At 62.8% G+C, this 24,419-nt stretch carries 20 protein-coding genes and 1 pseudogene; 11 read left to right on the forward strand and 10 right to left on the reverse strand.

The genetic code is table 11. From position 1 onward, the window contains the following. From E4L98_RS30335 to E4L98_RS06935, 4 genes and pseudogenes are all read right to left on the reverse strand, one after another. Positions 1-295 (reverse strand): annotated as a pseudogene (locus tag E4L98_RS30335) (hypothetical protein); the annotation flags it as partial. Beyond that, entirely contained in the window at positions 292-3,423 is a 3,132-nt protein-coding gene (locus E4L98_RS06925; protein ID WP_135200833.1) for an efflux RND transporter permease subunit, read from the reverse strand. The pseudogene E4L98_RS30335 and the gene E4L98_RS06925, both read right to left, overlap by 4 nt. Positions 3,424-3,442: 19 nt before the next feature. Continuing rightward, a complete protein-coding gene (locus E4L98_RS06930; RefSeq protein ID WP_135200834.1) occupies positions 3,443-4,669 on the reverse strand; it encodes an efflux RND transporter periplasmic adaptor subunit in 1,227 nt (408 codons plus the stop codon). A 105-nt stretch (positions 4,670-4,774) separates the two neighbouring features. Beyond that, positions 4,775-5,575, reverse strand: coding sequence for an SDR family NAD(P)-dependent oxidoreductase (locus tag E4L98_RS06935; protein ID WP_135200835.1), 801 nt, complete (start codon positions 5,573-5,575; stop codon positions 4,775-4,777). Positions 5,576-5,678: 103 nt separating this feature from the next. Between E4L98_RS06935 and E4L98_RS06940 the strand changes: the two genes are divergently transcribed. Next, complete coding sequence (locus E4L98_RS06940) at positions 5,679-6,611, forward strand: GlxA family transcriptional regulator (protein ID WP_135200836.1); 933 nt, start codon at positions 5,679-5,681, stop codon at positions 6,609-6,611. 22 nt (positions 6,612-6,633) lie between these two features. Continuing rightward, positions 6,634-7,158 (forward strand): methylated-DNA--[protein]-cysteine S-methyltransferase, encoded by a 525-nt coding sequence (locus E4L98_RS06945; RefSeq protein WP_371857199.1) that lies wholly within the window; start codon positions 6,634-6,636, stop codon positions 7,156-7,158. A gap of 17 nt (positions 7,159-7,175) precedes the next feature. On the opposite strand, the gene E4L98_RS06950 is transcribed toward E4L98_RS06945, so the two are convergent. Further along, positions 7,176-7,946, reverse strand: a complete 771-nt coding sequence (locus E4L98_RS06950; RefSeq protein WP_135200838.1) for an SDR family oxidoreductase — start codon at positions 7,944-7,946, stop codon at positions 7,176-7,178. Between the two features lie 157 nt (positions 7,947-8,103). Here E4L98_RS06950 and E4L98_RS06955 point away from each other — a divergent pair, with 157 nt between their 5' ends. Then, positions 8,104-9,030 carry a LysR family transcriptional regulator gene (locus E4L98_RS06955; RefSeq protein ID WP_135200839.1) on the forward strand — a complete coding sequence of 309 codons (927 nt, stop codon included), beginning with the start codon at positions 8,104-8,106 and terminating at the stop codon, positions 9,028-9,030. 686 nt (positions 9,031-9,716) lie between these two features. Here E4L98_RS06955 and glmS read toward each other — a convergent pair. Next, positions 9,717-11,546, reverse strand: a complete 1,830-nt coding sequence (gene glmS / locus E4L98_RS06965) for a glutamine--fructose-6-phosphate transaminase (isomerizing) (RefSeq protein ID WP_135200840.1) — start codon at positions 11,544-11,546, stop codon at positions 9,717-9,719. A gap of 139 nt (positions 11,547-11,685) precedes the next feature. Here glmS and E4L98_RS06970 point away from each other — a divergent pair, with 139 nt between their 5' ends. Further along, a complete protein-coding gene (locus tag E4L98_RS06970; protein WP_135200841.1) occupies positions 11,686-12,138 on the forward strand; it encodes an Lrp/AsnC family transcriptional regulator in 453 nt (150 codons plus the stop codon). 484 nt (positions 12,139-12,622) lie between these two features. On the opposite strand, the gene glmU is transcribed toward E4L98_RS06970, so the two are convergent. Further along, positions 12,623-13,999, reverse strand: coding sequence for a bifunctional UDP-N-acetylglucosamine diphosphorylase/glucosamine-1-phosphate N-acetyltransferase GlmU (glmU, locus tag E4L98_RS06975; RefSeq protein WP_135200842.1), 1,377 nt, complete (start codon positions 13,997-13,999; stop codon positions 12,623-12,625). 41 nt (positions 14,000-14,040) lie between these two features. On the opposite strand from glmU, the gene E4L98_RS06980 reads away from it, so the two are divergent. The 5 genes from E4L98_RS06980 to E4L98_RS07000 all read left to right on the forward strand — a co-directional run bounded on the left by E4L98_RS06980 (position 14,041) and on the right by E4L98_RS07000 (position 17,167). Continuing rightward, positions 14,041-14,922, forward strand: a complete 882-nt coding sequence (locus E4L98_RS06980; protein ID WP_135200843.1) for a DUF6279 family lipoprotein — start codon at positions 14,041-14,043, stop codon at positions 14,920-14,922. Between the two features lie 54 nt (positions 14,923-14,976). Beyond that, positions 14,977-15,624: a 16S rRNA (guanine(966)-N(2))-methyltransferase RsmD gene (gene rsmD, locus E4L98_RS06985; protein WP_135200844.1), complete on the forward strand. Its 648-nt coding sequence runs from the start codon at positions 14,977-14,979 to the stop codon at positions 15,622-15,624. A 110-nt stretch (positions 15,625-15,734) separates the two neighbouring features. Further along, positions 15,735-16,226 carry a pantetheine-phosphate adenylyltransferase gene (gene coaD / locus E4L98_RS06990; RefSeq protein ID WP_135200845.1) on the forward strand — a complete coding sequence of 164 codons (492 nt, stop codon included), beginning with the start codon at positions 15,735-15,737 and terminating at the stop codon, positions 16,224-16,226. A gap of 12 nt (positions 16,227-16,238) precedes the next feature. Continuing rightward, complete coding sequence (locus E4L98_RS06995; protein WP_135200846.1) at positions 16,239-16,493, forward strand: YfhL family 4Fe-4S dicluster ferredoxin; 255 nt, start codon at positions 16,239-16,241, stop codon at positions 16,491-16,493. A gap of 89 nt (positions 16,494-16,582) precedes the next feature. Continuing rightward, a complete protein-coding gene (locus tag E4L98_RS07000; RefSeq protein WP_135200847.1) occupies positions 16,583-17,167 on the forward strand; it encodes a chalcone isomerase family protein in 585 nt (194 codons plus the stop codon). 22 nt (positions 17,168-17,189) lie between these two features. On the opposite strand, the gene E4L98_RS29950 is transcribed toward E4L98_RS07000, so the two are convergent. Continuing rightward, a complete protein-coding gene (locus E4L98_RS29950) occupies positions 17,190-17,363 on the reverse strand; it encodes a hypothetical protein (protein WP_167761291.1) in 174 nt (57 codons plus the stop codon). A gap of 141 nt (positions 17,364-17,504) precedes the next feature. Here E4L98_RS29950 and E4L98_RS07005 point away from each other — a divergent pair, with 141 nt between their 5' ends. After that, entirely contained in the window at positions 17,505-18,476 is a 972-nt protein-coding gene (locus tag E4L98_RS07005) for a LysR family transcriptional regulator (protein ID WP_135200848.1), read from the forward strand. Here the strand turns inward: E4L98_RS07005 and E4L98_RS07010 are convergent, their stop codons facing one another. Both E4L98_RS07010 and E4L98_RS07015 read right to left on the reverse strand, forming a co-directional pair. Beyond that, entirely contained in the window at positions 18,477-20,030 is a 1,554-nt protein-coding gene (locus tag E4L98_RS07010; RefSeq protein WP_135200849.1) for a methyl-accepting chemotaxis protein, read from the reverse strand. It lies immediately after the preceding gene. A gap of 62 nt (positions 20,031-20,092) precedes the next feature. Further along, entirely contained in the window at positions 20,093-20,548 is a 456-nt protein-coding gene (locus E4L98_RS07015) for an Lrp/AsnC ligand binding domain-containing protein (protein ID WP_008443393.1), read from the reverse strand. A 212-nt stretch (positions 20,549-20,760) separates the two neighbouring features. Between E4L98_RS07015 and putA the strand changes: the two genes are divergently transcribed. Further along, positions 20,761-24,411: a trifunctional transcriptional regulator/proline dehydrogenase/L-glutamate gamma-semialdehyde dehydrogenase gene (gene putA, locus E4L98_RS07020; RefSeq protein ID WP_135200850.1), complete on the forward strand. Its 3,651-nt coding sequence runs from the start codon at positions 20,761-20,763 to the stop codon at positions 24,409-24,411. The last annotated feature ends 8 nt before the right edge of the window (positions 24,412-24,419 follow it).

Raw genomic sequence — 24,419 nt, forward strand, 5'->3', positions numbered from 1 at the left:
GCGCCGCGCCGGCGCCGCTGGCGGCCGCCCGCGCCTGCTCGACGCGGGCGATCGACGCCGCCAGGTCCAGGTTCTGGCTCAGCGCGCGCTGCACGACTTCGGTCAGCATGGCGTCGTTGAAGCCGGTCCACCACTGGTCGATCGCCACGCTGGCGCCGGCTTGGACCTGGTTATGGAACGGCGCCAGTTCGGTCTGTGGCGCGTGGTAGTCGGGACCGACCGCGCAGGCCGACAGCACGGCGCTGAACATCGCGGTCAGCGCCAGCCGCATTGGAATGGAATATTTGCGTGTCATGATGCGCTCCTCGAACCAAGTTTGCGGATGAAGGTGTAGAAACTGGGGGTGAACAGCAGGCCGAAGATCAGCACACCGATCATGCCGGCGAACACCGCGGTGCCCAGCGACTGGCGCATCTCCGCGCCGGCGCCGCTCGCCACCACCAGCGGGAACACGCCGAGGATGAAGGCGAACGAGGTCATCAGGATCGGCCGCAGGCGGATGCGGGCGGCCGAGGTGGCGGCCTCTTCCGGCGCGTCGCCGTCGTGGTCTTCCTTCTGGCGGGCGAACTCGACGATCAGGATGGCGTTCTTCGCCGCCAGCCCGACCAGCACCACGAACGCGATCTGCGCCAGGATGTCGATCGGCATGCCGCGGAAGGCCAGGCCGGTGGCCGAGGCCAGCAGGCACATCGGCACGATCAGCACGATCGCCAGCGGCAGCTTCCAGCTTTCATACTGGGCCGCCAGCACCAGGAATACGAACACGGCGGCCGCGGCAAAGATGGCGATGGTCGGAATGCCTTGCTGTTGCTGCTGGTGCGACAACTCGGTCCACTCGACCTCGAAGCCGGGCGGCAGCACTTCCTTGGCGATCTCTTCCATACGCTTCATGGCGGTGCCCGAGGCCACGTCCGGCGCGGCAGAACCGAGCACGTCGGCTGCGGCGTACAGGTTGTAGCGAGGCTGGCGGTAAGGCGTGGTCTGGTACTTGAAGGTCGCCACCGAGCCGATCGGCACCATCTGGCCGCCAGCATTGCGCACTTTGAGGCGCGCTATGTCTTCCGGCGAGCGACGGAAACGTTCATCCGCCTGCGCCACCACCTGATAGGTGCGGCTGAGGTAGTTGAAGTCGTTGACATAGGCCGAGCCCAGGTACAGCTGCAGCGTCGAGAACACGTCGGTCGGGGTCAGGCCGACTTTCTCCGCCTTCTCGCGGTCGATATCGACGTACAGCGACGGCGCGCCGGCGTTGTACAGGGTGAACACGCCGCCGAAGTGCGGATCCTTGTTGGCGGCCGCCACCAGCTTGTTGGTGGCGTCGGCCAGTTCCTGCGCGCTGTGGTCGCCGCGGTCTTCCACCATCAGCTTGAAGCCGCCGGCGGCCCCCAGGCCCTGCACGGCGGGCGGGTTGACCACGATCACGGTCGCTTCCTTGATGCCGGCCAGCGCGGCGCGCACACGCGGCAGCATGGTCGCCGCGTTCACCCCCGGCACATGTTTGCCGTACAGCGAGGGCAGCGAGTAGAACACGGTGCCGACGTTGGGCGCGATGGTCGAGGTGGTGACATCGAGGCCGGCCACCGGCGAGTTGTGCTCGACGCCCGGCACTTTCAGCACGATGTCGTTGACCTTGCGCACCACTTCATCGGTGCGCGCCAGGCTGGAACCCGGTGGCAGGATCACCACCACCGCCTGGTAGCCGATGTCCTGGTCGGGAATGAAGCCGGTCGGCAGGCGCGACATCTGCACACCGGTCAAGGCGATCAGGCCCAGGTAGACCACGCCGACCATCACGGTGGCACGGACGAAGCGCGCGGTCATCTTGCCGTAGCTGTCGGACAGCCATTCGAAACCGTGGTTGAAGCGGGCGAAGCCATTGCGCAACAGACGGTTGAGGCCACGTGGTTCGGCATGCGCGTCGTGCGGTTTCAGCAGCACCGCGCACAGCGCCGGGCTCAGCGTCAGCGACACGATCACCGAGATGATGGTCGAGGCCGAAATGGTCACCGCGAACTGGGTGAAGAACAGGCCGGAAATGCCGCTGATGAAGGCCGACGGAATGAACACCGCGCACAGGGTCATGGCGATGCCGATCAGCGCGGTCGAGACTTCCTTCATGGTCTTGTGCGAAGCTTCGCGCGGGTCCATGCCGAGCGCGATATTGCGTTCGACGTTTTCCACCACCACGATGGCGTCATCGACCACGATACCGACGGCCAATATCATGCCGAACATCGACAGGTTGTTGATCGAGATGCCCAGCAGGTGCAGGATGGCGAAGGTGCCGACCAGCGAAATCGGGATCGCCACCACCGGGATGATGGTCGCGCGCCAGGTTTGCAGGAACAGGTAGACCACGCCCACCACCAGCAGGATGGCTTCGATCACGGTGACGATCACTTCGTCGATGGACTGGCTGACGAATGTGGTCGGGTCGTAGATCTTGATGTAGTCCATGCCTTTCGGGAAGGACTTCTTCAGTTCGGCCATCTTGTCCCAGATAGCGTGCTCGACCTGCACCACGTTGGCGCCGGGCACGGCGATCGGGAACCAAGGCGCCGACGGATAGCGGTCGGCGTAGGCGATCGAGCCGTAATCCACCGAGCCGAGTTCGACGCGGCCGATGTCGCGGATGCGGGTGATGCGGCCCTGCTGGTCGGACTTGACGATGATCTCGCCGAATTGTTCCGGCGTGGTCAGGCGGCCCAGGGTTTCGACGTTGATTTCATAGGCGGCCTTGGTCGATACCGGCGGCGCGTTCAGCACGCCGGCCGAGACCTGCGCGTTCTGCGCCCGCAGCGCGCCGAGGATGTCGCTGGCACTGATACCGTCGGCGGCGGCCTTGTCGGGATCGACCCAGATGCGCATGGCGTACTCGCGGTTGCCAAACAGCTGGAAGTCGGCCACGCCCGGCAGGCGGGCGACCTCGTCGCGGATTTTCAGCATGTAGTTGGAGATGTACTCCACGCTGCGCGATCCGTCGGGCGAATACGGGTGTATGCCCAGCAGCAGCGCCTGGATGGTCTTCTTGACCTGCACGCCCTGGGCCTGCACCTCGACCGGCAGGCGCGACAGCGAATCCTGCACGCGGTTGCGGGTCAGCATCAGCGCGGTGTTGGGATCGGTGCCCAGCTTGAAGATCACGGTCACCGTCAGCTGGCCGTTGCCGGTCGACTGGCTGCTGACGTAATCCATGCCTTCGACGCCGTTGATCGCCTGTTCCAGCGGCGTGGCGACGGTGCGCGCCACCACCTCGGCCGAGGCGCCCGGATAGCGCGTCTGCACCTGGATGGTCGGCGGCACGATGTTCGGATACTGCGCCACCGGCAGGAACGACATGGCGGCCAGACCGAATACCACGATAAAGATATTGATCACCGCGGCGAAGCGCGGGTGGTCAATGAAAAAGTGAGTCAGCTTCATGACATAGCTCCTGGCGTGGTTATTTCACGTTGGCCTGCAGCGGCGCGGACTCGTCATCCGCATACTTGATGGCTTCGGCATGCATGGCCACCTTGGCGCCCGGATGCGCCATCGGCATGCCGTCGACGATCACCTTGTCGCCGGCGTCCAGGCCGGCGCGGATCACGCGCAGGCCGCCGCGCATCTCGCCCACCTTCACCGCCTTGGTCGCCACCACGCCGGCCTGGTCCACCACCAGCACGTAGTGCTCGGTCTGGTCGGGGAACACCGAGGCGTCCGGCACCAGCAGCAGCGGTTGCGGCTTGGTGGTGGCGATGCGCACCCGCGCGAAACCGCCCGGCGTCAGCTTCATGTCGCTGTTGGGCACCACGGCGCGCGCGTGGATGGTGCCGCTCGAACGGTCCAGCGCGTTGTCGATGAAGTTCAGCGTGCCGCTGCGGCTGTAATCGGTGGCGTCGCCCTGCGACACCGCCACCTTGTTGCTGCCGCCCTGCGCGCCGCGGGCGTAGGTGTTGTGGTCGGCCTCGCTCATGTCGAAGTCCAGGTAGATCGGATCGAGCGACACCAGGGTGGTCAGCAAGGTGGTCGGGCTGGCGCCGCCGCGGCTGCCGGCCACCAGGTTCCCTACCGAGACCTGGTGATCGCCGATGCGGCCGGTGAAGGGCGCGACGATGCGGGTATGGTTCAGATCGAACTGGGCGTCGCGCACCAGCGCCTGCGCGCCGTCCACGGCGGCCTGGGCGGCCAGGCGCTCGGCCACGCGCTGTTCCACGTTCTGGGTCGAACCGGCGTCGGTGGCTTTCAGGGTTTCGGCGCGCGCCAGTTCGCGCACGGCCAGGCCGAGGCGGGCACGCGCCGCTTCCAGCTGCGCCTGTGCCTGGCTCAGCTTGATCTGATAGGGCTCGGGATCGATTACGAACAGCACGTCGCCCTTGTGCACGATGTCGCCGTCCTTGAAGTTGATGGCGGTCAGGGTACCGCCAACCTGGGCGCGCAGCTCGACCTTGTCCACCGCCGAATACTGGCCGAGGAAACTCAGCTGCGATTCCAGTTCGCGCTGCAGCGGCACGCTGACGCCAACCGTCGGCAGCGGCGCCGGCGCCTCGCTGGCCTTGCTGGACGATTGATGCAGGGCGGTGCCGGCCAGCGCCAGGCTGATGGCCAAGGCGGCGGTAGTGCCGATCCATACTTTCAGCTTCGGTTTGACGGCGGTGAGCGGGTCGCGTTGTTCATTTTGCTTATTCATTTTCAGCCTCACTAAAAAGTCGATTTATAGATGATGATGTGTCACTCATGGCGCGTGAGCAGCCCTGCACGGCGCGTGCATGAGTGCATGCAAAACAGTGGAAAATCAGCCGATCAGGTAGCGCGCGGCGGGCTTGCGGAAGGACAGTTTGTCGCGCAGCGCGTGGCGGGCGGCGTCGAATTTGTCCCAGTCGGCGGTGTCCGGCAGCGATGGCAGGGTGGCGAATTCGCCCTGGTCCAGGCCGGCCAGCGCGGCGTCGACCAGGTCGTCCACGCACATCACCATGTCGCCCGGGATGTCGTCGATGGAGGTGCCGGAATCGTCCCAGAATTCGGTGCGGATCACGCCGGGCAGGACCACCTGCACGCGCACGTTTTTGCCGTCCAGTTCGGTGGCCAGCGACTGGCTGAAGGCCAGCACATATGCCTTCGATGCGCCGTACACGCCGTTGAGGAAATCGGGCGCCACCGCCACGCCGGAGGAGATGTTGATGATGGTGCCGCCGCCACGGCGCAGGAATTCCGGCGCCACCGCATAGCTCAGGCGGGTCAGCGCGGTGACGTTGATGTCGATCATGGCTTCCATGCTGTCGACATCCGAGCCGACCAGCGGCGTGGCGCTGCCGACTCCGGCATTGTTCACCAGCATGTTCAGGCGCGCTTCCTGACGGGCGATGGCCTCGACTTTGCGCAAGTCATCGGGCTGGGTCAGGTCGGCGGTGACGACGCTGATCTGGCGGCCGGTCGCCACTTTCAGGCGGTGGCTGAGGTCATCCAGCTTGCCGCGGTTGCGCGCCACCAAGATTAGATCGTGACCGCGTCGGGCCAGCCGATCGGCATAGGTCGCGCCTATGCCCGCCGAGGCGCCGGTGATCAGGGCGACGCCGGAAGAAGGTGTGGTATTCATCGTTGAGCTCCTCAATATTTAAGTGACATGTCATCATCTTAGTGCTAAAGTTTCGTTATCGAAATGCCGTATAACCGTCTTTTTCAGACACCGGGAGAACAAGATGATCCGCATAGGAATTCTGCTGTACCCACAATTCCAGATGATTAACCTGGCGATGACCACGGTGTTTGAATACGCCAATTTGTCGATGGACGAACCGCTGTACGAAGTGACACTGATCTCGGAGCAAGGCGGACTGGTGCGGTCATCGTCGCTGGTGGAAGTGAATACCATGCCGTTCGGCGACACCCGCTACGACACCCTTCTGGTAGCCGGCGGCAACGACTCCACGGTCGGCTCGCCAGCGCTGATCGACTTCCTGCGCAAGTCCGCGCGCCGCACACGCCGTCTCGGCGGCCCCTGCACCGGCGCCTTCAACCTGGCCGAGGCCGGACTGCTGAACGACCGCCGCGCCACCACCCACTGGTTCCACGCGCTGACCATGCGCCACAAATATCCGGAAGTGAAGCTGGACGAGGACAGCATCTTCGTCCACGATGCGGGCATCTGGACCTCGGCCGGCGCCACCGCCTGCATCGACATGGCGCTGGCGTTCGTGGAAGACGATGCGGGCGTGGACATCGCACGGGTGGTGGCGAGAAAACTGGTGGTGTACCACCGCCGCATGGGCGGGCAGTCGCAGCACTCGGCGCTGCTGGAAATCGCACCGCGCACCGACCGCATCCAGAAAGCGCTGATCTATGCCAAGAGCAATTTGAATCAGAAACTGTCGGTCGAGGAACTGGCGGAGGCGGTCCACCTGAGTCCGCGCCAGTTCAGCCGCGCGTTCACGGATGAGACCGGCATGACGCCGGCCAAGGCGGTCGAACGCCTGCGCATGGAAACCGCGCGGCTGATGATCGAATCGAGCAGCGTGCCGATCGAGACGGTGGCGAAAGACACCGGCTTCGGCGACCCCGACCGCATGCGCCGCGCCTTCATCCGCGTCTACGGCCAGCCGCCGCAGGTGATCCGGCGCGCTTACGGCACTTGAGGAAATGATGAGTTACGACTATATGTGGGTGGATTCGCCCGTGGGGAAACTGCAACTGGTGGCGAAGGGCGATGCGCTGGCGGCCATCCTGTGGGAAGTGGACCGTCCCAACCGGGTCAAGCTGGAATCCAAGGTGGAAAACAAGCACAGCGCGGTGTTGAGGACAGTGGCGCAGCAACTGAGCGAATATTTCGCCGGCAAGCGTGACCGCTTCGACGTCAAACTGGATTTCAAGGGCACGGCATTCCAGAAAAAAGTCTGGGCCGCCTTGCTGACGATACCGTTCGGCGAAACCCGCAGCTATGGCCAGATCGCCGAGCAGATCGGCCACCCTTCAGCAGTGCGGGCGGTGGGCGCGGCCAACGGCCGCAATCCCATCTCCATCATCGCGCCGTGCCACCGCGTGATCGGCGCCACCGGCGCGCTGACCGGCTTTGCCGGCGGCATGCGGGCCAAGCAGGTGCTGCTGACGGTGGAGGGCTGCCTGATCGAAGGCGGCAAGGCCGTCGAAAAGATGGCCGACCGGCAGCAATCGCTGTTTGCCTGATTGCCGCCGGTGCGGGATCAGATACCTTCCCTGGTCGGCATGATCACGATCTGCTGCATGTTCACGTGCTTGGGCATGGACACGATGAAGCCGACCGTGGCGGCGATGTCTTCGGCTTTCAGGAACTCGATCGATTGGGCGGCGTTTGCCAGCCAGTCGATCGCGCCCTGGAAGGTAAAGTGGCCTTGCAGTTCGGTCTCCGTGATGCCGGGCTCGATCACCGACACGCGGATATTCTTCGGTCCCAGTTCCAGCCGCAGATGGCGCGTCAGATGGCTGACGAACGCCTTGGTGGCCGAGTACACGGCAAAGTAGCCGTACACATACTGGCTGGCGATCGACGAGGTGTTGATCAGATCCACTACCTTACCCTGCGCCGCTGCCGCTTCCAGCTGCGGCACGAAAGCCTGGATCACGCGCATGGCGCCGGTAACGTTCAGGTCGATCTGCGTTTCCCACTCACGCTGCGGCTGCGCCCCGATGGCGCCCGGCAGCATCAACCCGGCGTTGTTAAACACCAGATCCGCGTTGCCGAATTCAGCCAGCACGGCCGCCGCCGCCGCCTCGACCGAAGCAGGGTCGGTGACGTCGGTGGGGATGGCCAGCGCCGTGCCGCCCTGCGCACGGATGTCGGCGGCCAGCTGCTCCAGCGCATCCTTGCGGCGCGCCAGCAGGGCGACCCTGGCGCCGCGCGAAGCCAGCAGCAGCGCGGTGGCGCGGCCCATGCCGCTGGAAGCGCCGGTGATCACTGCGACACGGCCGGTCAGATCTTGAGCGATGGTATTCATGGTGGTTCTCCTTGCGTGGTTGGATGTTTGTCGGTTGACGGGATCCACTGTACGGATTGCCGCACCGCCCCGGTAGCCGCTGTCGGGCGACATCAATCACAACCAACGGTTGCCAATGCGATATACTCGCCAGTATCCAACCTCACTCAGAACCGCCATGGACGAACTTCGCGCGATTGCCACCTTCATCCGCGCCGCCGAGCTGGGCAGCTTCAACCGTGCCGCCAATGCGCAGGGCATCACGCCGCAGGCGGTCAGCAAAAATGTGCGGCAGCTGGAACAGTATCTGGGCGTGCGCCTGTTCCACCGCACCACGCGCAAGAGTTCACTGACCGAGGATGGCCAGCTGCTGCTGGACTCCGTGCGCACCAGCATGGAAGGCTTTACCAGCGCGCTGAACCGCGTGAAGAACGCCGCGCGCGAGGATGAGGGATTGATACGCATCAGCGCCGGCGGCGCCGTCGGACGCAAGGTGCTGATGCCGCTGGTGGCCGAGTTCAGCCGCCAGCATCCCGGCGTGACGTTCGACCTGGTGCTGGAAGACGGCGCCACCGATGCAGTCGGCGAACGCATCGATCTGGGCTTCAAGGCCGGCAATGCGCCGACCGCGCAGGTGGTGTCGCGCCGCCTGTTTCCGATCCAGCTGGTGGTGTGCGCCACGCCGGCTTATCTGCAGGCGCATGGCACGCCGCGGACCATCGAAGCGCTGGCCGGTCACCGCTGCATAGGCTACCGACAGCCGGGGACGGGACGGCCGGTGCCGTGGGAATTCCAGGTGAGCGGCGAGACGCAGTACAGGACGATGCAATACGTGGTGTGCTGCAGCGATCCGGAAGCCGAGATGCACGCGGTGCTGAGCGGCATCGGCATCGGCCAGATTGACAGCATCAACGCCACCACCAGACTGCGCAGCGGCGAACTGGTGCCGCTGCTGGCCGACAGCACCAGCGACCGCATGGGCCTGTATCTTTACTATGCCCAGCGCACCGATATGCCCAGCCGCGTGCGCCGCTTCATCGATTTTGCCGCGGAACGGCTGCGCGGCAGCGCGGATTTTCATGTGCCGGCGGCGGGGTTCGCCTAACCGATCTCCCGAAGTGCACACCCATGTGCCGGGCCGAATACTTCAGCGTGACTTTTTCAAGTGGCAGATCAACCGTTGCAGATGCCGCAAATAGCATCCAGTTTCTCAAGTGCGGCATCCAGCACCTTGCTGTGACCACCACCCCACGGGTGTTTCGTCGCACCTCGCTCCAACCAGTCAAACGATTTTGGCTGAAACGCCAGTATGTAGCCGACCTCACTTTTTGTCCCTAGGCATACCTTTCCCAACGTGTGGGCTGTGGTTCACGTAGATCATTTCGCCCTGATCAAGAACCCACTTAACGGAAGAGGAGGGCGCCATCAGAGAGCTACATTGCCGACCGCTGGAACCGCCATCACTTCACCACCGTGCTTCAACTTGTCAAACGAGGCCAACATTTCACTCAAACTCGGCTTGCGGTCGATCATCTCGGCGATGATTTTCCCGGCTGCGCAGTGATGCGAACAGGCGTGCCGTCAGCAATGCGGGCTGTCTTTGATATCACCTTATTCAAACGCAAGGCAAGGCCATTACCCCAAGTATTGGTCGAAGTCTCATTGCTTTTTGTGCCATGGCATTTTCCCCCAAACGCACAAGTTGTAGACACAACAATATGCACCCGAGTCAATGTGATACGCCCTCTTGCAGACGATCGGCTGGGCGAGCGAGAGATGACAAAAACTGACTCACTCGACCGTTACAGATTTAGCCAGGTTACGCGGCTTGTCGACGTCGGTGCCGCGCGCGACGGCGGCGTGGTAGGCGAGCAGCTGCAGCGAGACCACGTGCAGAATCGGCGACAGCAGGCCGTAGTGTTCCGGCAGCCGGATCACGTGCACGCCTTCGCCCGGGGTGATGCGCGAGTCGACGTCGGCGAATACGTACAGCTGGCCGCCGCGCGCGCGCACTTCCTGCATGTTGGATTTGAGCTTTTCGATCAGCGCGTCGTTTGGCGCCACCGTCACCACCGGCATTTCCTCCGTCACCAGCGCCAGCGGGCCATGCTTCAGTTCGCCTGCGGGATAGGCTTCGGCGTGGATATAGGAAATTTCTTTCAGCTTCAGTGCGCCTTCCAGCGCGATCGGGTAGTGCATGCCGCGGCCGAGGAAGAGGGCGTTTTCCTTGCGCGCGAAGTCTTCGGCCCAGGCGATGATCAGCGGTTCCAGCGCCAGCACGGACGAGATGGCAACCGGCAGGTGACGCATGGCTTTCAGGTGGGTGGTTTCTTCCTCGTCGCTGAGGCGGCCGTTGACTTGCGCCAGCGCCAAGGTCAGCAGGAATAGCGCGGCCAGCTGGGTGGTGAAAGCTTTGGTCGAGGCCACGCCGACTTCGACGCCAGCACGGGTGATGTAGGCCAGTTTGCATTCGCGCACCATGGCGCTGGTGGCGACGTTGCAGATGGTCAGTGTGTGTTCCATGCCCAGGCTGCGCGCGTGCTTGAGCGCGGCCAGGGTGTCGGCCGTTTCGCCGCTCTGCGAGATGGTGACCACCAGGGTGTTCGGATGCGGCACGCTGTCGCGGTAGCGGTATTCGGAGGCGATTTCGACATTGACCGGGATTTTGGCCACCGATTCGATCCAGTATTTGGCGGTTAGGCCGGAATAGTAGCTGGTGCCGCAGGCCAGGATCAGCACACGGTCGATCTGTTTGAAGACGTTGTAGGCGCCGTCGCCGAACAGCTCGGGCATGATGCCGGTGACGCCGTCCAGGGTGTCGCCGATCACGCGCGGTTGTTCGAAGATTTCCTTTTGCATGTAGTGACGGTACGGCCCCAGCTCGGCAGCGCCGGTGTGCGCCTGCACGGTTTTCACTTCGCGCTGCACCTGCTTGCCGTTGGCGTCGACGATCCAGACGCGTCCCAGCTGCAGGTCGACCACGTCGCCTTCTTCCAGGTAGATGATCTGGTCGGTGGTGCCGGCCAGCGCCATGGCGTCGGAGGCGACGAAGTTTTCGCCCTGGCCCAGGCCGACGATCAGCGGCGAACCCTGGCGCGCGGCCACCACGCGGTGCGGTTCTTCGCGGCAGAACACGGCGATCGCATACGCGCCTTGCAGACGTTTGACGGCTTGCTGCACGGTGTCGAACAGGTCGCCGTTGTACATGTGGTCGACCAGGTGGGCGATCACTTCGGTGTCGGTCTGGCTCTGGAACACGTAGCCGAGCGCGGTCAGTTCGGCGCGCAGTTCGTCGTGGTTTTCAATGATGCCGTTGTGGACCAGCGCGATGCGCGCCTGCTCGGCCGACGGCGAGAAGTGCGGATGGGCGTTGTGCGACGCCGGCGCGCCGTGCGTGGCCCAGCGCGTGTGCGCGATGCCGGTGAATCCTTGCAGGTGCACTTCTTCGACCTGTTTTTGCAGGTCGGCCACGCGCGAGGTGCTGCGCGAACGCTGCAGTTTGCCATCCACGTGCAGGGCGACGCCGCAGGAGTCGTAGCCGCGGTATTCCAGACGTTTCAAGCCTTCGAGCAGGACAGGGGTGATGTTGCGTTGCGCTACCGCGCCGACGATGCCGCACATGGTGAACCTCTTAGTTATTTGATGAAACCATCGTATTTCAGCGGTAATGAAATATGCTTTCTAAATTTCCCACCAAATGCAATAAAATTTCGCGATACTGATATCATGAAATTTTCTTTCATTTTTTGATTTAATTTTTATGGATGAGATAGATCGCCGTATTTTGAATGCTCTGCAAATGGATGCGTCGCAGACGAACGCCGAGCTGGCAGCCACTGTGCACGTGTCGCCGCCGACGTGTTTGCGCAGGGTCAAACAGTTGACCGAAAGCGGTGTGATCCAACGCCAGGTCGCCATCGTGGCGCCGGAAAAGGTGGGGCCCAGTTTGACCGCCATTGTGGAAATCTCGCTGGATGTGCAGGCTGCCGAGCGCATGGCGCAATTCGAAAGCCTGGTCGCCGACGAAGCGGCGGTACTGCAATGCTATCGCGTGGCGCCGGGGCCGGATTTCGTGCTGGTGGTGCAGGTCGCCGATATGCCGGCCTACCACGCGCTGGCGCACCGTGTGTTCACCAGTAATGCGAACGTGCGCAATGTGAAGGCGTATTTCTCCACTTTCCGTAGCAAATTCGAGACACGCATCGCTGTGTGAATAACGCTGTGCATAAGGCTGGAATAAAGTTGTACGCAGTTATCCTTTATATACGCACAAGCTATACACCTGCTTATCCCTTGCATTTGCACAGGCTTGCCCACAAGGATGTACACAGGCTTTACCTACTTCAACATGGTTTCTCATAGTATTCAGAATGCAGCAGAGTTATCCATGCGTTATCCGCATTATTTCATCTGCTTTTGCACAGCTTTATGCACAGCCACCAAAGTTATTCCGCAGTTATCAGCCGCTTATCCTTCAGTTACCCAGATGTTTACTCACAGAGTTATGCACATTTGCAGAAAACTGAGGCGGGGTTGCCCGGAAAACGCACAATGCCAGTGCTGTAAACCTGCGCCTTAAAAATACGCTGAGCTTACCCACCTGTTTTCCTGCTCTTACTCAGGCTTTACACACATGTTTATCCACAAATAAAAACGGCGCCCGATGGACGCCGTTGTGGAAAACCGTCTGCTTGCGGTTATTTTTTGGTCTTTACCGGGCGGACCCAGTTTTCGATAGTGATCTGGCGCGGACGCGAGATGGTCAGCTTGCCGGCCGGCGCGTCCTTGGTCAGCGTGGTACCGGCGCCCAGGGTGGCGCCTTTGCCCACCGTCACCGGCGCCACCAGTTGGCTGTCGCTGCCGATGAAGGCGTCGTCTTCGATCACGGTGCGGGACTTGTTGGCGCCGTCGTAGTTGCAGGTGATGGTGCCAGCGCCGATGTTGACGCGCGCGCCGATGGTGGCGTCGCCGATGTAGGCCAGGTGGTTGGCCTTGCTGTGCGCGGCCACCTGGCCGTTTTTGATTTCGACGAAGTTACCCACATGGACGTCTTCCGCCAGCACGGTGCCGGGACGCAGGCGCGCATACGGGCCGATGATGGAGACTTCTCCCACCACCGCATCTTCGATGTGGCAGAACGGCTTGATCTGCGCGCCGGCCAGGATGCGCGCGTTGATGATCACGCTGTTGGCGGCCACGGTCACGCCGTCGCCCAGTTCAACCTTGCCTTCAAACACGCAGCCGACGTCGATGGTCACATCGCGGCCACAGACCAGTTCGCCGCGCACGTCGATGCGCGCCGGATCCAGCAAGGTCACGCCCTGTTCCAGCAGCCGGTTGGCGATGTTGCGCTGGTGGATGCGTTCAAGCTCGGCCAGCTGCACCTTGCTGTTGACGCCGGCAACTTCCCACACCGCCGCCGGCTGGGCCGACACCACCGGCACGCCATCCGCCACGGCCAGCGCGACGATATCGGTCAGGTAGTACTCGCCCTGGGCGTTGTCATTCCTGATGGCGCTCAGCCACTGCTTCAGTTTGACGGTCGGCGCGACCATGATACCGCTGTTGATTTCCTTGATGGCGCGCTCGGCCTCGCTGGCGTCCTTTTGCTCGACGATGCGGACGATCTGGCCCTGCTCGCGGACGATGCGGCCCAGGCCGAACGGATCGTCCTGCTCCACCGTGAGGATGCCGAGCTTGTCGTTGCCGGCCACGTCCACCAGCTGCTGCAGCGTCGCGGCGCTGGTCAGCGGCACGTCGCCGTACAGGATCAGGGTGGGGACGCTGTCGTCCAGTTGCGGCAGCGCTTGCATCACCGCGTGGCCGGTGCCCAACTGCTGTTCCTGCAGCGCCATGGCGACCGGTTCCGGCTGTTTGGCAAGCAACTCCTGCACGGCTGCGCCGCCATGTCCGTAAATCACGCATACTTTGGCCGAAGCGTGCTGGTTCGACACACTGCGCGCCGTGTCCAGCACATGCTGCAACAGCGGCTTGCCCGCCAATGGATGCAACACTTTCGGCAGCGCGGATTGCATACGCTTGCCCATGCCGGCGGCGAGGATAACTACATTCATAGGTGCGGAATCGGGAGAGTTAATCAATGCGAAAGTCTAACATGCGACTGTCTGGCGGCCGGACGTTCTACGGCCTGTTTCTGCTGATGCTGATGGCTGCGATGACAGCCTGCAGCTCGCTCAGGCTGGCCTACAACAACGGCGACACGTTGCTGTACTGGTGGATCGACGGCTATGTCGATCTCAACGGCGATCAGAAGGAGTGGGTCAAGGACGATATCGACAAGCTGTTCCGCTGGCACCGCAAGACCCAGCTCAACGATTACATACAGTTGCTGCAGACGGCCCAGCGCCAGTTGACGGTCGGGCCGACCCAGGCCGATCTGCAAACCGATTTCGACGAGATCAAGAAGCGCACGCAGTCGCTGCTGATGAAGGCCGCGCCGGAACTGGCCGACCTGGCGCGTTCGCTGCAACCCGACCAGATCACCGCGCTGGAGCGCAAGTTCGCCTCCAACAACGCCGAATTCCGCAAGAAAAACATGCGCGGCGACGCCGAGGCGCAGCAGCGCTTCCGCTACAAGAAATCGATGGATCAGTTCGAGCTGTGGTTCGGCGGTTTCACCTCAGAACAGGAAGAGGCGATCCGCAAGGCGTCCGATGCGCGCCCGCTGAATAACGAGATATGGCTGGATGAGCGCATCCGCCGCCAGAAAGCCATCGTCGCGCTGGCGCGCAAGGTGCAGGCGGAAAAAATGAGCAAGGAAGCGACCACCGCCGCGATCCAGGAGCTGATCAAGGATGGCTTCGAACGGCTCGACAAATCCGAGCGCAGCGCCTTCTTCGATGCTTACGAGGCCGCCAATCTGAAACTGGTGCTGACCGTGATCCAGCTGGCCACGCCGGTGCAGAAAGCCCACGCGCAAAAGCGCATGCAGGGCTGGATCGACGACTTCCGCACCCTGGCGGCCGACCAGCGCTGACCCTGCCTGTGATATGATGGCCTGTTGAATCAAAGACTTAGATCACAGAGCCACATGTCCAGGAAGCCCGTCAGCAAATCCGCCAAGCCCGCCAAAGTCCCGGTCCACGGTCCCCAGCACGCCAATCAGGTGCGCATCATTGGTGGACAGTGGAAACGCACACCGCTGCCGGTGCTGAGCGCGCTGGGCCTGCGCCCGACCCCGGACCGCGTGCGCGAAACCGTGTTCAACTGGATCAACCATTTGCGCGATGGCGAGTGGGCCGGCACCCAGGTGCTGGATCTGTTCGCCGGCAGCGGCGCGCTCGGCTTCGAGGCGGCCAGCCGCGGCGCGCAGTCGGTCACCATGATCGACGCCAATGCCCAGGTCACGCGCCAGCTGGAAGAGATCAAGCTCAAGCTGAAAGCCGAGAACGTCACCATCACGCGCGGCGATGCGCTGGCGGCCGCGCAATCGGCCGCCGCGCGCGGCCAGCAGTTCGATCTGATTTTCCTCGATCCGCCTTACCAGCAAGGCTTGCTTGAACGTAGTTTGCCATTGTGTGCCAAACTACTGAAAGCCGGTGGCCTGGTGTACGCCGAATCCGGGCTGGCGCTGGAGTTCGCCGAGGGCGAAGCACCCGATTGGCTGGCGCCATGGGAAGTCATTCGCGCCGACAAGGCCGGCATGGTGTTCTATCATTTATTAAAATACACAGCTTAAAACGACGCGATCTGGGGTGAAAACTGCCCTAAATTAAGGCGAATTTAAGCGAAAAGCCGTTTTTCGGGCATAATGCGCGTTCTATATTGGTGCATATGCAGGGAGCCTAAATGGTAACAGCTGTTTATCCGGGAACTTTCGATCCGCTGACCCGTGGTCACGAAGATCTGGTGCGTCGCGCATCGGGTCTGTTCGACACGCTGGTGGTCGGCGTGGCGGACAGCCAGAACAAGAAGCCTTTTTTCTCGCTCGCTGAACGGCTGGAGATTGCCAACGAAGTCCTGGGCCATTATCCGAATGTGAAGGTGGAGAGTTTCTCCGGCCTGCTCAAGGATTTCGTGCGCGAGCACGATGCGCGCGTGATCGTGCGCGGCCTGCGCGCCGTGTCCGACTTCGAGTACGAGTTCCAGATGGCGGGCATGAACCGCTACCTGTTGCCGGACGTCGAAACCATGTTTTTGACGCCGTCCGACCAGTATCAATTTATCTCCGGCACCATCGTGCGCGAAATCGCCATGCTGGGCGGGGATGTGTCCAAATTTGTGTTCCCTTCGGTCGACCGTTGGCTGCAAAAGAAGATTGCCGCCACGCGCGCCGAGTAAGCGAGTCCTGCCATGTCTTTGATGATCACCGACGACTGTATCAATTGCGACGTTTGCGAGCCCGAGTGCCCGAACGACGCGATTTACATGGGCGCGGAAATTTACGAAATCAATCCCGATAAATGCACCGAGTGCGTCGGCCACTTCGATGAGCCGCAGTGCCAGCAGGTGTGCCCGGTCAGCTGCATCCCGTTCAATCCCGAACGCCGCGAAACCAAGGAACAGTTGTTCGCCAAGTTCGAGCTGTTGCAGGCCGCCAAGGCCTGACAGGCCAAAAAAGCATGACCGTGCGGCGGGGACGCGCCGCGCTCTCTCAGCGGTGGTATAGTCGGTCAGGTCCAACCCTGGAGACATACATGAACCGTAGACAAATCCTGCGCGGCCTGGTTGCTGCCGCCCTATTTGCCAGCCTGCCCGCATTTGCCGCCATCGATGTGGCCGGCGTGAAATTCGATGACACCACCACCGTCGCCGGCCAGCCGCTCAAGCTGAATGGCGCCGGCCTGCGCACCAAGTTCGTGTTCAAGGTGTATGCGGCCGGCCTGTACCTGACCGAGAAGAAAACCAGCGTGGCCGAGGTACTGGCCGTGCCCGGCCCGCGCCGCGTGGCCATCACCATGCTGCGCGACGTGCCGTCGGAGGATTTCGGCAAAGCCTTTACCGAGGGCTTGAACGCCAATACCAGCAAGGAAGAGCGCAACAAGATCTTGCCGCAGATCATGAAGTTCGGAGAAATCTTCGCGCAGACGCCGACGCTGAAGAAAGGCGACCAGCTGACGCTGGACTGGACGCCGAACGAAGGTACCCAGTGCTACCTGAATGGAAAGAAAATCGGCGAGATGATGCCGGACCAGGCGTTTTATAACGCCGTGCTGCGTATTTGGCTAGGTGATAAGCCGGTGGACAGTTCGCTCAAGCCGGCCTTGTTAGGCGAAAAATAATGTTGCGTTGCGATATACAGGCTTAAGTACGCGTCGCCAGCGCGCGCTGTTTCACCGCCAGCACGGCAGCACGCGCGCAACCGCGCAGCAATGGCTTGAACAGGGTCAGCAAGCCGCCAGCGGCTGCGATAAGCAGCGCCAGCTCAACGGCTTGAAACAATGAAAAATCTTGTATTGCGGAAATCATGATGGACATGGTGTAGCGCTAACCTATAGAATCTGATGTAACTATAGTGCGCCGCAACATAAGTATCCAATTAACTTTCTCGATAACAATTATGTGTTTCGTGAATGGGATATGTTATGTTGACCTAACTTTCTATCTGACTGAGCCGCCATGAGCTTTCTGACGCTGGACCTGAACCTGTTGCGCGTGTTCGACGCGGTGATGACGGAACAAAATCTGACCCGCGCCGCCGGCCACCTGGCCATGACCCAGCCGGCCGTCTCCAACGCCATCAAGCGGCTGCGCGAGAGCCTGGGCGACGAATTGCTGATCCGCACCGCCTACGGCGTCAAGCCAACCCCGCGCGCCGAGCAGCTGTGGCCGTCCGTGCGCAGCGCGCTGGCCAGTCTGGAGGCAGCGGTGGCGCCGGAAACTTTCGATGTCTCGGCCGCCCACGCGACCTTCCGGATGGCGATGGCCGACGCCACCGCCGCCATGTGGCTGCCCTCGCTGATGCGCTCGATCGAAAGCGAGGCGCCCGGCGTCAACGTGCGCATGGTGCCGCTGACCACGCGCGAACCGCGGCCGATGCTGCTGCGCGGCGATATCGACCTGGCGGTCGGCTTCTTCCCTGGCGTCGCCGCCCAGCTTTCGTACGAAACCGGTTCGCCGATCCGCCACGAGCGCCTGTATTCCGGTAAATATGTGTGCGTGATGCGGCGTGACCATCCGCTGTCCAAGGTCGAGCTGACGCTGGAAAATTATTGCGCCGCCAATCACCTGCTGGTCAGCTTCTCCGGCCGCGCCCACGGCCTAGTGGACGAGGCGCTGGCCCAGTTGCAGCGCGAGCGCCGCATTTTGCTGACGGTGAACCAGTTCTTCACCGCCGGCCGCGTGGTGGCCAATTCCGACCTGATCACCGTGCTGCCGCGCCACCTGATCGCCGCCACCGGCATGACCGACGCGCTGGTGCACAAGGAGCTGCCGTTCCCGCTGCCGGCCGTGCACCTGGACATGCTGTGGCACGAACGCGATGCGCGCAGCCCGGCGCACAAGTGGCTGCGCATGCATCTGGAAAAAATGAACTCGGTCACCCAGAGCAGGGTGGCCAATCCGCCCACCCCGCCGGCGTCTTCGCGCTGATCAGTGGCTGGAGCGGTAGCCGATACGGAAACCGCCCCAGTGCTTGCCGTTCACATAAATCGGCGCCGACAGGTCGTGCATCACCTCGCCGGTATCGCGCTTGTAGGTCTGTAGCAGGAACGGCTTGGTATTCGAGCCGCAACGCTTGCCGGTGCGGTCGCTGAAGATGCGCTTGGTGCGGTTGTTGACGATGTCGACATCGTAATCCCCCGTCAGCGGCTGCGAAAACTTCTTGTTGTGGGTGGGGAAATAACCATTGTTGTCCACAGCGCCGGCGTAGGCCAGCTGCGGCATGGCCTGCAGCAAGCCTTCCTGCAGCGGCGGCAGCACGCGGTCGGTGAAGTCGTCGAACTTGGTCTTGAACTTGGGCGGATCGGTGTTCGGAATCTGCACATAGGAACGGTCCCACAAGGCCTCGCGCGCGATCTTGCCGCTGCTTAGCGCCTGCTCGAACAGCTTGCCCACTTCCGCCGCCGCGCGCTGAGCCGCCTCGCGGATCTCGTCATGCGAGGTTTCGATCGCCGATTCGCCCAGCGCGCCGGTGATGATTTCCGCCCGTTCCGCCAGCGCCATCGCCGAACTGGCCGCGCGCGGCAGTTCCTTTTCGGTCGACAGCAGGCTGTCGCGGATGCTCTGGATGGCGGCGGCGATTTCCTCGGTGGTGACGACGTGCTCGCGCGAGGCGCGGGCGATTTCGCCGATCTGGCTTTCCGACACGCCCGACGATTCCTCGATATTGCCGAGCAGTCCGTGCACGGTTTCCACGTTGCCGGCCGCCTCGCTGACCTTGCTGGCCAGCGCGTTCATGCCGGACGCGGCCCTCTCCGCCTGCTGATTAATCTCGCGCACCATGGTGCTGATTTCGTCGGTGGCTTCCTTGGTGCGCAACGCCAGCTGGCGTACTTCGCTGGCGACCACGGCAAAACCACGGCCCTGTTCGCCGGCGCGCGCCGCCTCGATGGCGGCATTCAGCGCCAGCAGGTTGGTGCGCGCGGAGATTTCGCTGATCGCCTCGGTGAAACCGTAAATTTTGCGGGAATTGCTTTGCAGCTCGGACATGACCGCCGCGGCGGTCTGCGCATCTTCGCGCGCGGTGCGGATGCGTTGCAAGCCGTTGTCGGCTTCGGTACGGCCGGCCACGGTCTCGCCGCGCACCTGGGCGGCGATTTTCGCGGCGCGCTCGGCGTTGGCGGCGATGCGCTCGGTGGTGTCGGCGTTCTGGCTGGAGCTGTGAACGATGCCGCCGGCGGTGCTGACGTCCTGTTCGAGTTTCTTTTTGACCGAGTCGACGAAATACGAGGTTTCCGCCGCGCCTATCATGATGGCGTCGATTTCCTCGCCGACGGTGTGGGCGAAATGCCGCACGCCGCCTTCGTCGCTGTTCTGGCGCGCGCCCAGCCAGGCGATGGCGGCACCGCCCAGCGCGGCCGGAATGGCGGCAGTGACCGGTCCGCTTCCCATCAAATTGAACAAGTATGCGAGACAGGTGCCGCCTGCCGTCGCCCCCACCATCCACAATCCACGTTGCACCAGCTTATGCTGCAATTGCTTCATCTGTCTCCCCGTTTCTCAGAACAGGCGCCTAGGGCGGCCGGACTTATTTTATTTCTACGATGCTATTTTATGGGCAACTTGGTGGTATTCTTGACTTCCTCCATGACAGCATACGTGTGCGTCTCGCGTACGCCCTTCTGGAGCAGGGTTTTCCCCAGGAATTCGCGGTACGCCGCCATGTCCTTGACGCGCGCCTTGACCAGATAGTCGAAGCCGCCGGCAACCATGTGGCATTCCAGCACTTCCGGGATCACCTGCACGCTGTGTTTAAAGGCATCGAACACTTCCGGCGTAGTACGGTCGAGCACGACTTCGATGAACACCAGCAGGGACACATCCAGCAGCTGCGGATTCAGCTGCGCGGTGTAGCCCATGATATACCCGGACTCGTGCAGCTTGCGCACGCGTTCCAGACAGGCGGCGGGCGACAGGTTCACCCGCGCGGCCAGCTCCACGTTGGAGATACGGCCATCGCTCTGCAATTCCATCAAGATTTTTTTGCTGATCTTGTCTAACATTTACGTGAACCCCCCAGATAAATATTATTTGGTTAAATTGTCTCACTAAAAACTATCTATTGCTAGTCCTTCGTATTACCAGAATTAATCCCGAAGGATTCACTCTACAATCGAATCATTAGCAGTTCGCCTTTTTCACGCTCGCCAGCGCCGCTGACGGGCGTGTTTTTACGTGTGGCTGCTCAAAACTATTCTTTTGAGAGTTCGTTCCCATGCAAGCTGTTACCACCGGTTTTACCCCGTTTGCCGCCCTGCAGGCTGAAATCCTGCGCGATCCGTCGCCGCTGCGCGCGGCCGTCACCGCCGCCTATCGCAAGGATGAGGCCAGCGCCGTCCACTGGCTGCTGGATCAGCTGAAAAATCACGACGATGCAAGTCTGCAACAGGCGCAGCAGCTGGCGCATAAGCTGGTCAGCCAGGTGCGCGCCCAGCGCACTCGCGCCTCCGGCGTCGACGCGCTGATGCACGAATTTTCGCTGTCGTCGGAAGAAGGCGTGGCGCTAATGTGCCTGGCCGAAGCCCTGTTGCGTATTCCCGACAGCGCCACCGCCGACCGCCTGATCGCCGACAAGATCAGCAAGGGCGACTGGCGCAAGCACCTGGGCGAATCGCCGTCGCTGTTCGTCAACGCGGCCACCTGGGGCCTGCTGATCACCGGCAAACTGGTCTCGACCAACAGCGAGAACGGCCTGGGTTCGGCGCTGACCAAGCTGATCGCCAAGGGCGGCGAGCCGCTGATCCGCAAGGGCGTGGACCTGGCGATGCGCATGTTGGGCAATCAGTTCGTCACCGGCCAGACCATCGATGAGGCGATCAAGAACGGCCAGGCCAACGAGGCGCGCGGCTACCGCTATTCCTACGACATGCTGGGCGAGGCGGCGCTGACCGAGGCCGACGCCAAAAATTACTACGCCGCCTACGAAACCGCGATCCACGCGATCGGCAAGGCGTCCAACGGCCGCGGCATCCGCAACGGCCCCGGCATTTCGGTGAAGCTGTCGGCGCTGCACCCGCGCTACAGCCGCGCCCAGCACGCGCGCGTGATGCGGGAACTGTTGCCGCGCATGCGCGCGCTGGTGCTGCTGGCCAAGCAGTACAACATCGGCCTGAACATCGATGCGGAAGAGGCCGACCGCCTGGAACTGTCGCTGGACCTGATGGAAGCGCTGGCGCGCGACCCGGAACTGGCCGGCTTCGAGGGCATCGGCTTCGTGGTGCAGGCGTACCAGAAACGCTGCCCGTTCGTAATCGATTTCCTGATCGACCTGGCCAAGCGCAGCGGCCGCAAATTCATGGTGCGCCTGGTGAAGGGCGCTTACTGGGATGCGGAAATCAAGCGCGCCCAGGTGGACGGCATGAGCGGCTATCCGGTCTACACCCGCAAGGTCTACACCGACCTGTCGTACCTGACCTGCGCCCAGCGCCTGCTGGCGGCCACCGACGTGATCTATCCGCAGTTCGCCACCCACAACGCGCAGACGCTGTCGACCATCTACACCTGGGCCAAGCGCGACGGCATCACCGACTACGAATTCCAGTGCCTGCACGGCATGGGCGAATCGCTGTACGACCAGGTGGTGGGCAAGGACAATCTGGACAAGGCCTGCCGCATCTACGCGCCGGTCGGCACCCACGAAACCCTGCTGGCCTACCTGGTGCGCCGCCTGCTGGAAAACGGCGCCAACTCGTCGTTCGTCAACCAGATCGTCGACGAAGCGATTCCGATCGAATCGCTGCTGAAAGATCCGGTCGCCACCGCGCGTGAACTGGGCGGCAAGCCGCACGGCGGCATCGCCCTGCCGCTGGACATGTTCGGCGCCGAGCGCAAGAACTCGGCCGGCTTCGACCTGGCCAATGAAAACGTGCTGCGCGAACTGTCGCAAGCGCTGGCCCAGCCGCGCAGCTGGCATGCCGCGCCGCTGCTGGCGGGCGGCCTGAGCGCCGGTCAGCCGGTGCTGAACGTCACCAACCCGGCACAGCGCGGCGACATCGTCGGCCAACTGGTCGAGGCCAGCGCCACCGACGTCGAAACCGCGCTGACCAGCGCCAGCAATTTCGCCATGGACTGGCAGACCACCGAGCCGTCGCAACGCGCGGCCGCCCTGCGCCAAGCCGCCGACCTGTTCGAGGCCAACGCCACCGAACTGATGACCCTGGCCATCCGCGAAGCCGGCAAATCGCTGCCGAACGCCATCGCCGAAATCCGCGAAGCGGTCGACTTCCTGCGCTATTACGCCGGCGAAGTGGCGAACGCGTCGAACACGCTGGCGCTGGGTCCGGTGACCTGCATCAGCCCGTGGAACTTCCCGCTGGCGATCTTTACCGGCCAGGTGGCCGCCTCGCTGGCGGCCGGCAACGTGGTGCTGGCCAAGCCGGCTGAACAGACCCCGCTGATCGCCCATCGCGCGGTCGAGCTGATGCACGAAGCCGGCATTCCGCGCGCCGCGCTGCAATTCCTGCCGGGCCGCGGCGAGGTGGTGGGTGCCGCGCTGACGTCGGACAGCCGCGTCAAGGGCGTGATCTTCACCGGCTCGACCGAAGTGGCGCAGCTGATCAACCGCACCCTGGCCAAGCGCGCCGCCGCCGAAAACGCCGACATCCCGCTGATCGCCGAAACCGGCGGTCAGAACGCCATGATCGTCGACTCGTCGGCGCTGCCGGAACAGGTGGTGCAGGATGCGATTTCGTCGGCCTTCGACAGCGCCGGCCAGCGCTGCTCGGCGTTGCGCGTGCTGTTCCTGCAGGAAGATATCGCCGACAAGACCATCAAAATGCTGAAAGGCGCCATGCTGGAACTGAAAGTCGGCTCACCGGACCGCCTGGCGACCGACATCGGCCCGGTGATCGACGCCGAAGCGCAGCAAAACCTGCAGGCCCACATCAACAAGCTGAAAGCCACTGCGGTCGATTACTACTCGCTGGACCTGCCGCCGGACGTGACCGTCGCCGGCACCTTCGTGCCGCCGACCGTGCTGGAAATCCGCTCGCTGGCCGAACTGACCCAGGAAGTATTCGGCCCGGTGATGCACGTGATCCGCTACAAGCGCGCCGATTTGCCGAAAGTGGTGGAGCAGATCAACGCCTCCGGCTTTGGCCTGACGCTGGGCGTGCATTCGCGCATCGACGAAACCATCGACTACATCGCCGAGCGCGCGCATGTCGGCAATATCTACATCAACCGCAACATCGTCGGCGCGGTGGTGGGCGTGCAACCGTTCGGCGGCGAAGGCAAATCCGGCACCGGCCCGAAAGCCGGCGGTCCGCTCTACCTGAAACGCCTGCAACGCGGCGCGGTGACGGCGCCGGTGCACGAGCGCCAGGCCACGCCATCGCTGGATGCACTGGTGGTCTGGTCGAAAATGCACGGCCACGAGCGCATCGCCAGCCTGGCTGAGCAATACAGCCGCACCACCATGCTGGGCAGTCAGATCGCCCTGCCGGGCCCGACGGGCGAGCGCAACACGCTGGCGCTGGTGGCCCGTGGCACTGTCGCCTGCATGGCCGGCACCCTGGAGGGCTTGCTGAATCAACTGGCGGCGGCACTGGCGACCGGCAACATCGCCCTGGTGAGCGGCGCGACGGCGGCCTTGCTGCCAAATGATCTGCCGGCGGCGGTGCGGGACCGCATCCAGACCGTTCCGGCGCTGGAAAACAGCGAGTTCCAGATCGCGCTGGTGGAATCGATGATGGCCAAGAGCCAGCACAACCCGCTGGCGGCCCGTAACGGCGCCCTGGTGAGCCTGATCAGCACCAACGAGGAGAGCAGCATCCCCCTGTGGCGTCTGCTGGCTGAGCGCGCCCTGTGCGTCAACACCACCGCCGCAGGCGGCAACGCCAGCCTGATGACGCTGCAAGCGTCCTAAATAGTCGG

The organism is Duganella callida, from assembly GCF_004614165.1.
Classification (GTDB): Bacteria; Pseudomonadota; Gammaproteobacteria; order Burkholderiales; family Burkholderiaceae_D; genus Rugamonas; species Rugamonas callida.